Origin of the sequence: Streptomyces flavovariabilis, assembly GCF_000725785.1 — a bacterium.
GTDB lineage: Bacteria > Actinomycetota > Actinomycetes > Streptomycetales > Streptomycetaceae > Streptomyces > Streptomyces hawaiiensis.
Map to the genome: position 1 here is coordinate 147,581 of NZ_JNXD01000013.1, position 12,293 is coordinate 159,873.

General features: G+C 70.9%; 9 protein-coding genes. 2 read left to right on the forward strand and 7 right to left on the reverse strand.

Annotated elements, in window-relative coordinates; all coding sequences use genetic code 11:
• The first annotated feature begins 94 nt into the window (after positions 1 to 94).
• Positions 95 to 1,774, forward strand: coding sequence for a sodium:solute symporter family protein (locus IO24_RS0123925; protein WP_031138666.1), 1,680 nt, complete (start codon positions 95 to 97; stop codon positions 1,772 to 1,774).
• 21 nt (positions 1,775 to 1,795) lie between these two features.
• Positions 1,796 to 2,113, forward strand: coding sequence for a hypothetical protein (locus tag IO24_RS0123930; protein WP_031138669.1), 318 nt, complete (start codon positions 1,796 to 1,798; stop codon positions 2,111 to 2,113).
• A gap of 385 nt (positions 2,114 to 2,498) precedes the next feature.
• On the opposite strand, the gene IO24_RS0123935 is transcribed toward IO24_RS0123930, so the two are convergent.
• The 7 genes from IO24_RS0123935 to rsmA all read right to left on the reverse strand — a co-directional run bounded on the left by IO24_RS0123935 (position 2,499) and on the right by rsmA (position 12,292).
• Entirely contained in the window at positions 2,499 to 3,176 is a 678-nt protein-coding gene (locus IO24_RS0123935; RefSeq protein ID WP_078899319.1) for a helix-turn-helix transcriptional regulator, read from the reverse strand.
• A gap of 269 nt (positions 3,177 to 3,445) precedes the next feature.
• Entirely contained in the window at positions 3,446 to 5,293 is a 1,848-nt protein-coding gene (locus IO24_RS0123940; RefSeq protein ID WP_031138673.1) for an outer membrane protein assembly factor BamB family protein, read from the reverse strand.
• Positions 5,294 to 5,351: 58 nt separating this feature from the next.
• Entirely contained in the window at positions 5,352 to 7,124 is a 1,773-nt protein-coding gene (locus tag IO24_RS0123945; RefSeq protein WP_031138675.1) for an outer membrane protein assembly factor BamB family protein, read from the reverse strand.
• Between the two features lie 192 nt (positions 7,125 to 7,316).
• Positions 7,317 to 9,128 (reverse strand): ABC-F family ATP-binding cassette domain-containing protein, encoded by a 1,812-nt coding sequence (locus tag IO24_RS0123950; protein WP_031138677.1) that lies wholly within the window; start codon positions 9,126 to 9,128, stop codon positions 7,317 to 7,319.
• Positions 9,129 to 9,198: 70 nt separating this feature from the next.
• Positions 9,199 to 10,440, reverse strand: coding sequence for a HEAT repeat domain-containing protein (locus IO24_RS0123955; protein WP_031138679.1), 1,242 nt, complete (start codon positions 10,438 to 10,440; stop codon positions 9,199 to 9,201).
• A gap of 65 nt (positions 10,441 to 10,505) precedes the next feature.
• Complete coding sequence (locus IO24_RS0123960; protein ID WP_031138681.1) at positions 10,506 to 11,405, reverse strand: 4-(cytidine 5'-diphospho)-2-C-methyl-D-erythritol kinase; 900 nt, start codon at positions 11,403 to 11,405, stop codon at positions 10,506 to 10,508.
• Positions 11,402 to 12,292 (reverse strand): 16S rRNA (adenine(1518)-N(6)/adenine(1519)-N(6))-dimethyltransferase RsmA, encoded by an 891-nt coding sequence (gene rsmA, locus IO24_RS0123965; RefSeq protein WP_031138683.1) that lies wholly within the window; start codon positions 12,290 to 12,292, stop codon positions 11,402 to 11,404. Before rsmA ends, IO24_RS0123960 begins: the two co-directional genes overlap by 4 nt.
• Position 12,293: the final 1 nt, after the last annotated feature.

The window sequence follows — 12,293 nt, forward strand, 5'->3', positions numbered from 1 at the left end:
AATCAAACAAAGAGCACCAGCCGACGTGTTCAATTACCGAACGCGGAGGAGTGGATTCCGCGAGGTGTCGGTTCGCGCAACAAAGCGAGGGCTCATGCAAACCCCCACACATCTGGCAGCCGAGCTGCGACTCCCCACGAACTGGCTCGACTACACGATCCTCGGCATCTACTTCGTCGTCGTCCTCGGCATCGGCTTCGCCGCCCGCCGCTCGGTGAAGACCAGTCTCGACTTCTTCCTCTCCGGCCGTTCCCTGCCCGCCTGGGTCACCGGTCTCGCGTTCATCGCGGCCAACCTGGGCGCCACCGAGATCCTGGGCATGGCCGCCAACAGCGCCCAGTACGGCGTCTACACCACGCACTGGTACTGGATCGGCGCCATCCCGGCCATGGTCTTCCTCGGCCTGGTGATGATGCCCTTCTACTACGGCTCCAAGGTGCGCTCGGTCCCCGAGTTCCTGCTGCTGCGCTTCGACAGGGCGGCGCACCTGCTCAGTTCGATCCTCTTCGCCTTCGCCGCGATCCTCATCGCCGGCGTCAACCTCTACGCCCTGGCCATCGTCGTGGAGGCGCTGCTGGGCTGGCCGGAGTGGGTGGCGATCGTGGTCGCCGGCTTCTTCGTCCTGGCGTACATCACCCTCGGCGGCCTGTCCTCGGCGATCTACAACGAGGTCCTGCAGTTCTTCGTCATCCTCGCCGCGCTCATCCCGATCACCGTGCTCGGCCTGAAGAAGGCCGGCGGCTGGGACGGCCTGTCCGACTCCCTGACCCAGAGCCACGGCTCGGACTTCATGACGTCCTGGGGCGGCACGGGCATCGGCAGCGACAACCCGCTCGGCGCGAACTGGCTGACGATCGTCCTGGGCCTCGGCTTCGTCCTCTCCTTCGGCTACTGGACGACGAACTTCGCCGAGGTGCAGCGCGCCCTGTCCGCGAAAAACCTCTCGGCGGCGCAGCGCACCCCGCTGATCGCCGCGTTCCCGAAGATCTTCATCGTGTTCCTGGTGATGATCCCGGGCCTGGTCGCCGCGGTCCTGGTCCCGAAGATCGGCACCGCCGACTCCGACCTCCAGTACAACGACGCCATCCCGTACCTGATGGAGCAGCTGCTGCCCAACGGTGTGCTGGGCATCGCCGTCACCGGCCTGCTCGCGGCGTTCATGGCGGGCATGGCGGCGAACGTGTCGTCCTTCAACACCGTGTTCACGACGGACATCTGGGCGAAGTACGTCGTCAAGGGCCGCGAGGACGGGTACTACGTGCGCTTCGGCCGGCTCATCACCGCCGTCGGTGTCCTCGCCTCCATCGGCACGGCGTTCCTCGCCCGGTCCTTCTCGAACATCATGGCCTACCTCCAGACGCTGTTCTCCTTCTTCAACGTGCCGATGTTCGTCGTCTTCATCATCGGCATGTTCTGGAAGCGGGCGTCCATGAAGTCCGGCTTCTGGGGACTGTTCGCGGGCACCACCGCCGCGATGGTCAACTACTTCGTCCTCTACAAGCAGGACATCGTCGACATCCCCTCAGACCAGGGCGCCAACTTCGTCTCGGCCATCGCGGGCTTCGTCGCGGGCGCGGTCGTCATGGTGGCGGTGTCGCTCTTCACCGCGCCGAAGCCCGCCGGGGAACTCCAGGGACTGGTCTACGGCACGACCTCACCCGGCATGACCGAGCCGCCGGCACCCGGGGACGAGGCCTGGTACCGCAAGCCGGCACTGCTGGGCTGGGGCGCGATCGTCCTGGCCGCGGCCTGCTACATCCCGTTCTCGTTCTGACCGACGGAGGATTGATCGAGCATGTCCGAGTCCCACTCCGAGAAGGACCTGCAGCGGGAAATCACCGAGCTGCAGGGCAAGTCGGCGACCGCCGCGCGGTTGTTCGACATCCGGCGGATCATCGGCGGCCTGTTCGTGGTCTACGGCGTCATCGTCACGATCGCGGGGTTCACGGCGTCCGACGCGGACATCGACAAGGCGGAGGGGGTGAACATCAACCTGTGGACCGGGTTGGGCATGCTGGCCCTCGGCCTGTTCTTCCTGGTGTGGCTGAAGCTGAGGCCGGTGGCACCGGTGCCTCCGGGGGTTGAGCCAGAGGACGACGAGCGGGTGGAGTAGCCCGGGGTTATCCGGTGCACGGCGTTGATGCCGAGGCCGGGTGGGTGCGCAACTCGGCGGCGCGAGGTGCCGCTGCGCCCACCCGTGCCGCCCTAGGCGGCACGCATGCCCGCAGCTAGGGCGGCACGCATGCCCGCAGCTAGGGCGGCACGCATGCCCGCAGCTAGGGCGGCACGCATGCCCGCAGCTAGGGCGGCACGCATGCCCGCAGCTGGGGCGGGACGCGCCCGCAGCCGCCGTACGCACGCAAGGGGACGTGTCGGGGGGTGTCCGCCCGCAGCTGGTTGGCGCGTCAACGGACGGTTGGTCGGTTCGCAAGCCCATCGCGCCGTTCCGAGGACGGACACCCCCCGGCGCGGCCCCGACCCACCACGGCGATGGAGTGCTACTCCCGCTGCACCGGCCCCGCCCGGTCCAGCAACCCCGTCCGCGCCGCCAACGCCGCCGCCTCCAGACGCGATCCCACACCCAGCTTCATCAGGACCCGCTGGACGTGCGTGCGCGCCGTCGACGGTGCGATGCCCATGCCCGCCGCGATCATGCGGGTGTCCTCGCCGTCGGCGACACGTACCAGGACCTCCACCTCGCGCGGCGTGAGCATCTGGAGCAGCCGCTGGCCCTCGTCGTCCGGCTGGGCCGCCGGGTTGAGCAACTCGCTGAACGCTCCCTGCAGCAGCTGCGGCGCCACCGCCGCCTCCCCCGCCCGCGCCTTCATGATCGCCCGCTCGACACCCTCTATGCGCTCATCGTGCCGGACATACCCGGAGGCTCCCGCCGCGAACGCCGCCGCGATGCCCCGTGGGCTCGTCACCGGCCCCAGCACCAGCACCGCGACCTGCGGCCGCTCCCGCTTGATCCTCACCACCGGGTCGAAGATCCCCGGCTCCGCCGGCGTCGCCGTCCCCAGCAGGCACACCTCCGGCGCCCGCGTGATCACCAGCTCCGCCGCCCCCGCGGCCGGTGCCGCCGCGGCCAGCACCCGGTGCCCCCGCAGCTTCAACGCCGAAGCCAGCGCCTCGGCCAGCAATCGGTGGTCGTCGACCACCATGAGCCGCACTCCCATCGAGCAACCCCCCAGTCACCCCAGCCCCCCATGGAAGCCCCCCGGCTCCCCCGCCTTCATGCCCCCGGAAGCTACACGCTTGTTCGACGTTGCGCTCCCCCTACCCGCGAGAATCGCCCCGGATCGCCGAAATCCCTCTCACCTCAGGTTGACGGCGCCACACACGAACGGCCCCGCCCCTGAACAGGGACGGGGCCGCATCGGCCACCAGTGATCAAGAACCGGTCAGCACCCGGTCAGCACCGGGTCAGAGCCCGATCAGCACCCGGTCAGCTCGTACCGAAGCCGACCGCCAGGTACTCCTTCTCCCTCACCGTCGACCGCTTGCTCGCGTACACCTTGGACATGTACAGGTGCCCCTCGGCGTACAGGAACTCGGAGTACTCCGGCGACATGCTGGTCTCCACGTCGCGGACCGAGTCCGTCGAGGGGTTCTCCAGCAGCGTCGTCTCCTTGAAGCTGCCCCCGGCGATGCTCACGACCCGTCCGCCCTTGTCGTACGGGGGGCGCTTGTACGCGATCAGGTTGCCGCCGTCCATACGCAGTGGCGAGATCGTGTAGCCGTCGCCCGCGTCGGCCCGCTGCCCGGTCTGCTTGCCGGTGGCGAGGTCGAAGGCGACGATCTCGTTGGTCTGGCTGTACTTGCCGGTGCCGTCGTGCTCCTCGGTCGGCAGGTACAGCCGGTCGTTGCCGACGGCCAGCAGGTTGCAGGCCTCCACGCGGGTGATGCCCTCGCAGCGGGCCGCGAACTGCTCGCCCGGCGCGGAGATGCGCGTACGCAGCTTGCCGGTCTTGCCGTCGATGGAGAAGAAGTCGGAGATGCCGCTGCCGTCGCCCGCGGAGTCGCCGACGTCGGCGGCCACGACCAGCGGGTTGGTCGACACGATGCTCGCGTACTCGATGCCCTCGGTCATCTTGTACTCCGAGATCACCTTCCCGGACTTCGGGTCGATGGTCTGGATGTGCAGCTGCCGCTGGTCGTAGGAGCCGCACTTGCGGACCGCGACCAGCTTCTCGCCGCCGCCGTACCCGGCGTCGTAGCAGGAGTCGGTCGGCTTCGGGCTCCACAGGAGCTTGCCGGAGACGTCGAAGGCGGCGCCGCCGCTGGTGCTGCCGACGGCGACGGTCTTCCCGCTGAGGGTGACGTTGTCGAAGGTGATCAGCTGGTCACCGGTCTTGACGGTCTTGGTCCACAGCCTCTTGCCGGCATCCAGGTCGATCAGCGCGATCTCACTGCACCCGTGCGACGGGTCGGCCTTGGTGGGCATCGCCGGCTGGTACAGGATCGCCGTCAGGTTGTCGTCGGTGACGTGACGGGCGGCCTGGCAGACCGGGCCGTCCAGCGGGATCTTCCACAGCTCGCCGCCCTTGTCGCGGTCGTAGCCGACGATCTGGGCGATGCCGCTCTTGACGTACGCCTTGTCGGTGAGCCACGAGCCGGAGACGACGACCGTGCTGTCGTTCTTCACCTCGGGCGCCGGGACCTGGAAGAGGACCTTGGCGCTGGGGTCGGACGGTGCCTTCTCCTTGCCGGAGGTGGTGCCGCCGTTGTCGTCGTCCGTGCCGCCGGTGCCGCCGCCGGAGGAGGCGGTGTCGTCCTTCTTGCCGTCGTCCTTGCCGGACGAGGCGTACCAGACACCACCGCCGACGATCAGGGCGATCGCCACCACCGCGGCGACGATGATCGCCAGCTGCGCGTTGAACTTCCCGCCGCCGCCCGGCTGTCCGGGCTGCGGCTGGTGCGGCGTCTGCTGCGGATAGCCGTAACCGGGCTGCTGCCCGTACCCCGGCTGCCCGTAGCCCGGCTGCCCGTAGGGCGCCTGCTGCGGCTGCCCGTACGCCCCCGGCTGCTGGCCGGGGTAACCGTAGCCGGGCGGCGCCTGCGGAGGCTGGGGCGCCGGAGCACCCTGCGGATACCCGTAACCCTGCGGAGGCTGGGGCGGGGACTGCGGGGCGGCCGGTGGAGGCGTCTGCGGGTAGCCGTACCCCGGCTCCGGGGCCTTACCGAGGTTCGGCCCGGCCGCGGGCGGCGGGGTCTGCGGCGGCTGGTCCTGGGGCGGCCCGAAGCCGCCCCCCTGCGGGGGCTGCTGGGGCGGCGGGGGCGGCGGCTGGGTCATGGCGTGGGTACCTCGGGGAAGGGGACGGACGACGGAGGAAACGCGGAAGGAGGAAGAGTCACTTGCCGTAGGCGAGCATCAACTTCTCCTTCGTGTCGTCGTTCCCGCTCAGCCGTGTCGTCGAGATGTAGAAGCGCCCGTCGACCCAGTCGGTGTCCTTGGAGAAGAAGCTGTCCTCGATGTCCGCGGCAGCCTGCGGGTTCTGCAGCAGCTTGGCCGGCTTGTGGCTGCTGCCGCCGGTCGGGATGGACACGATCTGCCCGCCCGCGTCGTACGACGGCTGCACATAGGCGATGAGCTTGCCGCCCTCGGTCTTCACCGGCATCATCGACTCGTCGGAGGGGGACTTCACGCGCCACTTCTCCTTGCCGTTCGCCAGGTTGACCGCGACGATCTCGTTGGCGCCGGACGTGGCCTTGGTCGGCAGGTACAGCGTGGAGTCGTCGACGGCGACGCCCTGGCAGCCCGTGAGGTCGCGTTCGAGGATCGCCCAGCCGCACTCGGGGGCGAAGTCCTCGTCGAAGCCGACCTGCGAGCGGAACTTGCCGCCGGAGGTGAAGGTGGAGATGTTCCAGGCCTTCTTGTCCTCGTTGGTGCTGTAGACGACCAGCGGGCTGACCGAGTAGGTGCGCGCGACCCGCCAGCCCTTGTCGAACGGCTGGGTCCACCTGGCCTTGCCGGTCTTCGGGTCGAGCTCCTGGACCTCGTCGTGCTCCTTGTCGGTGCCGGCGCCGCAGGAGGAGACGGCGATCAGCTTCTCGCCGCCGGCGAACGCGGCGGGGAAGCAGGCGTTGCCGTAGCGCTTCTTGTCGAAGAGCTTGTCGCCGTTGGTGACGTCGTAGGCCGTGCCGGACTGGGAGCGGCCCACCATCAGCGTCTTGCCGGTGATGGACAGTTCGACGGAGAGCGTGGAGTCGAACAGGGCGCCGTCGGCGACCTCTTCCTTCCAGCCCTTCTCGCCGGTGCCGAGGTCGATCTCCTGCAGCTGGTTGCACTTGGCGCGGTCGCTGCTGCCGCTCATGTACGCGACGACGATCTTGTCGTCGGACGTCTTCTGCGGAGTCGTCGCGCAGATCTTCTGCGGGAAGGTGATCGCGTCCCAGGCGGGTTTGCCGTCACCGACGTTGTAGGCGAAGAGCTGCTTGTAGGCGGCCTTCACCGCGGTCTTGCCGGTGATCCACATGCCGTCGGCGTCGGCGCCGGAGCCGGGGGCGTCGGGCGCCTCCTTGTACCAGAGGACCTTGGCCTCGCCGGCCTGGCGGCCCTCGTTGAGGTTCTCCGGGTCCTCGCCGCCGTCGCCGCTGCCGTCACCGGGGTTGACCGGGGCGGAGGAGCCGGGCTTGGCGTCGTCGGTCTGCTGGGCGACGGGCTTCTTCTTGCCCTTGCCGTCGTCGCCGGTGACGGCCCACACGGTCCCGCCGACGACCAGCAGCGCGGCGACCGCGGCGCCGATGATCAGGGCGGGCTTGCCCTTGAAGGGACTGTTCGAGCCGCCCCCGGGCGGGGTGCCGGGCGCACCGGGGTACTGCGGCTGCTGCGGATAGCCGTAGCCGGGCTGGCCGTAGGGGCCCGGCTGCTGCGGCTGGCCGTAGGGGCCGGGGTTGTACGGCCCCGGCTGTCCCGGCTGCCCGTACGGGCCGGGCTGCTGGGCAGGCTGCTGCTGCGGGTAGCCGTACCCGGGCTGCGGCGGGCCCTGCGGGGGCGGCGGCGTCAGGGGCGGGCCCTGAGGCGGTGGCGGGGTCTGCGGTGCCCCGTGACCACCGCCCTGCGGCGGCTGGTTCTGCGGTGGTCCGAAGCCACCGTGCGGTGGCTGACTGGGCGGCTGAGTCATCAGCGGCTCCCCCGTTCGATCACTGATTTTTAGCCACGCCCTGAGATGCTCAATGGGCTCAGAGTCGCTTCATAAAGTTCTAAGACGGCTCTTTCTATCACCCCGTTCCGTCAACGGGCCGGGCCGTATCACCCGCTGTTCCCAAGGGAGGACCGGCCCGTGATGCCGTCGTTACGCGTCTTCACGCACCCTTCACGCATCCTCGGCGAGTTCCAGCCAGCGCATCTCCAGCTCCTCGCGCTGACCTGCCAACTCACGCAGCTCGGTGTCCAGTTCGGCAACCTTCGCGAAGTCCGTGGCGTTTTCGGCGATCCGGGCGTGGAGCTTGGTCTCCTTCTCGGAGACCTTGTCGAGCTGCCGCTCGATCTTCTGGAGCTCCTTCTTGGCGGCGCGCTGGTCGGCCGCGCTCTTCTCCGGGGCTGCGGACTGCTGCTGCGCGGCCGCGGGGGCCGAGGCGGCCGCGGCCTCCTCCATGCGCCGGCGCCGCTCCAGGTACTCGTCGATCCCGCGCGGCAGCATCCGCAGAGCACCGTCGCCGAGCAGGGCGAACACCCGGTCGGTGGTGCGCTCGATGAAGAACCGGTCGTGGGAGATGACGATCATCGAGCCGGGCCAGCCGTCGAGCACGTCCTCCAGCTGGTTCAGCGTCTCGATGTCGAGGTCGTTGGTGGGCTCGTCGAGGAAGAGGACGTTGGGCTCGTCCATGAGCAGGCGCAGCAGCTGGAGCCTGCGGCGCTCACCACCGGACAGGTCGCCGACGGGCGTCCACTGCTTCTCCTTGGTGAAGCCGAACGTCTCGCACAGCTGCCCCGCGGTCATCTCGCGGCCCTTGCCGAGGTCGACGCGCTCGCGCACCTGCTGCACGGCCTCCAGCACCCGCGTGGCCGGGTCGAGTTCGGCGACCTCCTGGGAGAGGTAGGCCAGCTTCACCGTCTTGCCGACGCGGACGCGCCCGCCCACGGGCTGGGTCTCGCCGTCGGACGTGGCGGCCTCGGCCATGGCCCGCAGCAGGGACGTCTTCCCGGCGCCGTTGACACCGACCAGGCCGATCCGGTCGCCGGGCCCGAGCTGCCAGGTGACGTGTTTGAGGAGGACCTTGGGGCCCGCCTGGACGGTGATGTCCTCCAGGTCGAACACGGTCTTGCCCAGCCGGGTGGAGGCGAACTTCATCAGCTCGCTGCTGTCCCGGGGCGGCGGCACGTCCGCGATGAGTTCGTTGGCGGCCTCGACGCGGAAGCGCGGCTTGGACGTACGGGCGGGCGCGCCGCGGCGCAGCCAGGCCAGCTCCTTGCGGACCAGGTTCTGCCGCTTGACCTCCTCGGTGGCGGCGATGCGCTCGCGCTCGGCACGGGCGAAGACGTAGTCGGAGTAGCCGCCCTCGTACTCGTAGACCGCGCCGCGCTGGACGTCCCACATGCGGGTGCACACCTGGTCGAGGAACCACCGGTCGTGGGTGACGCACACCAGTGCCGACCTGCGGTTCTGCAGATGCCGGGCGAGCCAGGCGATGCCCTCGACGTCGAGGTGGTTGGTGGGCTCGTCCAGGACGAGCAGGTCCTGCTCCTCGATGAGCAGCTTGGCCAGCGCGATCCGGCGCCGCTCACCGCCGGAGAGCGGGCCGATGACGGTGTCCAGGCCCTTGGGGAACCCCGGCAGGTCGAGCCCGCCGAACAGGCCGGTCAGCACGTCCCTGACCTTGGCTTCGCCCGCCCACTCGTGGTCGGCCATGTCGCCGATGACCTCGTGGCGGACGGTGGCCTCGGGGTCGAGGGAGTCGTGCTGGGTGAGCACGCCGAGGCGGAGCCCGCCGGAGTGCGTGACCCGCCCGGTGTCGGCGCTCTCCTGCCTGGCGAGCATGCGGATGAGCGTGGTCTTGCCGTCGCCGTTGCGGCCCACGACACCGACGCGGTCCCCTTCGGAGACGCCGAGGGAGACGCCGTCGAGCAGGGCACGGGTGCCGTACACCTTGCTGACGTTCTCGACATTGACCAGGTTGACGGCCATTACTCTCCTGACAGGGGGGACGATCGACCCTCCAGGGTAGTCGCGCGGCGGGGTGCTCCGGCCGGGGCGTTCAGCCGCAGTCCGCGGCTTCCCGGCGGCGCTGGTAGCGCAACACGTCCATCAGCCGCTCGTCGAACGGCAGCTCCGGGTCGAGGGGGCCGATGCGGTGCTCGGCCTCCACGCAGCGCGGATCGTCTCGGTAGGCCAGGCCGGACACGGCGCAGATGCGCACCGGCTGCCGCTCGTCATGGGTGAGCGCGACCAGCGCGTCCCCCACTTCCGGCTCGCGCCCCCGGTAGTGGCCCAGCCAGCGGCACGCCGCCTCGCGTACGCCGGGGTCCTCGTCGCGGGCCAGGGTGAGCACGGCCGTGAGGCTCTCGGAACTGACCTGGGGGCGGCCGTCCTCGGCCCACTGCACGGTCTCCGGCAGCAGGGCACGGACCCTGGGGTCCGGGTGGGTGAGGTACGACAGTCCGACGGCCTCGATCTCCGGGGCACTGTCGTGGGTCATGCCGTGCAGGAGAACCGCCAGCACCTCCGGGTCCTCCTCCTGCTCCGCCCAGGGCACGAGCTCCCGGCCCCTCTCCCAGAACGGGTCGTGGCCCTTGACGACGTCCCCGAGGATCAGGCCCAGCAGGAGGTCGGCGGCGAGCAGGCGGTGCAGCCGGTCGGGGTGGTTGAGCAGATCCCGGCTCCACTGCCAGGTCTCCTCGTCGAGCCGCCGGCCGAGCGTGAACACGACGTCGCACCACACGACGTGGTCCCGGTCGGGGTGGGCGAGGGCGCGCGCGACCAGTTCGTCGAAGGGGGTGCGGATGCCGTAGCGGGCCTCCGTGGAGGTGAGGACCGCCCGGTGCTCGTCGCGCACGGTCACCGGGCCGAGCGTGAGCTGCTCGCACCACCAGCCGACCTCGTCGTCCTCGACCCGGACCCGCGTCACCGGCCCGGTCAGGCCGGTGCGGCGGCGCAGCCCGGCCTCGGCACCCTCCTCCGTCCAGTGCCGGGCACGGGCCAGCAACTCGGCACGCTCCGGCGCCGGGAGCGGCACCCGGTGCGAGGTGAGCGCGCAGGTCAGCACGTGGGATCCGCCGTCCACCGCCCGCAGCAGGGGGGTGCTCCCGTCGGGCAGCCGGCGCAGCGGGTCGGCACCGGCCCGGAGCAGCGCCTCGGCGACGGGTTCGTCGTAGGCGGCCACGGCCAGGCAGAGGACCGGGAGGCCGTCCTGGAGGGTGTCGGGGTCGGCCCCGGACTCCAGCAGCGCCGTGACCTCGTCCACGTCTCCGCGCCGTACCGCCGCGACCAGTTCCCGCACGCCTGTGCCCCCCTCGTGAAACAACTGGGGGAGCCTAGGCGCCCGGCAGTGGCGGCGGCATCCGATTAACGCCCGGCGACCGTCGCCCCGGGCGCCGGGCCCGACGCCGTACGCACCGTCCGGCACGTCCCGGACGCCAGGAGGGCCTGCGCCACCGCGGCGGCCGACTCCGGGTCGCGGACCAGGAACGCCGTGGTCGGGCCGGAGCCCGAGACGAGCGCGGTGAGGGCGCCGGCGGCCCGGCCCGCGGCCAGGGTGGCGGCGAGTTCCGGGAAGAGGGAGAGGGCCGCGGGCTGGAGGTCGTTGGAGACGGCGGCGGCGAGCGCGTCCGGGTCGCCCTTGGCGAGGGCGGCGAGGAGTTCCCCGGAGGCGACGGGCTCGGGGATGTCCGTGCCCTCGCCGAGCCGGTCGAACTCGCGGAAGACCGCCGGGGTGGAAAGGCCCCGGCGGGCCATGGCGAACACCCAGTGGAAGGTGCCGCCGACCTCCAGGGGCGTCAGTTGCTCGCCCCGCCCGATGCCGAGGGCCGCCCCGCCGACCAGGCTGAACGGCACGTCGCTGCCCAGCTCGGCGCAGATCTCGAGGAGTTCGTCACGGGGCGCGCCGGTCTGCCACAGCGCGTCGCAGGCCACCAGGGCGCCGGCGCCGTCCGCGCTGCCGCCCGCCATGCCGCCGGCGACCGGGATGTCCTTGGCGATGTGGAGGTGGACGTCGGGGCTGCGGCCGTACCGCTCGGCGAGCGCTTGGGCCGCCCGCGCCGCCAGGTTCGTACCGTCCAGGGGGACCTGGTCGGCGTCCGGGCCGTCGCAGGTGACGCGGAGCTCGTCGGCCGGGGTGACGGTGATCTCGTCGTAGAGGCCGACCGCGAGGAAGACGTTGGCCAGGGGGTGGAAGCCGTCGGGGCGGGCGGCACCGACCGCCAGCTGGACGTTGACCTTGGCCGGGACGCGGACCGTGACGCTCACGCGGACTCCTTCTCCTGGTGCTGGGTCGTCTTGTGCTCGGCGATACGCGCGAACTCTTCCACGGTCAGCGACTCGCCCCGGGCCTGCGGCGAGACTCCGGCGGCGACCAGGGCTTCCTCGGCGGCGGCGGCGGATCCGGCCCAGCCGGCGAGCGCGGCACGCAGCGTCTTGCGGCGCTGGGCGAACGCCGCGTCGACGACGGCGAACACCTCGCGCTTCGAGGCCGTCGTCTTCAGCGGCTCGCTCCGGCGGACCAGGGACACCAGGCCGCTGTCGACGTTGGGCGCCGGCCAGAACACGTTCCGCCCGATGGCACCGGCGCGCTTGACCTCGGCGTACCAGTTGGCCTTGACCGAGGGGACACCGTAGACCTTCGAGCCGGGCGGGGCGGCGAGCCGGTCGGCGACCTCCGCCTGGACCATGACGAGGGTGCGTTCGATGGCCGGGAAGGTGTCGAGCATGTGCAGCAGGACCGGGACGGCAACGTTGTAGGGGAGGTTGGCGACCAGGGCGGTCGGGGCGGGACCCGGTAGCTCGGTGACGTGCATGGCGTCCGAGTGGACCAGGGCGAACCGGTCGGCGCGCCCGGGCATGCGGGCCGTGATGGTCGCGGGCAGCGCGCCGGCGAGCACGTCGTCGATCTCCACCGCCGTGACCCGGTCGGCGACCTCCAGCAGCGCGAGGGTGAGCGACCCGAGCCCCGGGCCGACCTCGACGACCACGTCGTCGGGGCGGACCTGTGCGGTGCGGACGATACGGCGGACGGTGTTCGCGTCGATCACGAAGTTCTGTCCGCGTTGCTTGGTCGGGCGTACGCCGAGGGCTGCCGCGAGCTCGCGGATGTCGGCGGGGCCCAGGAGGGCGTCGGGGGTGGGGCTGCTGGTCACG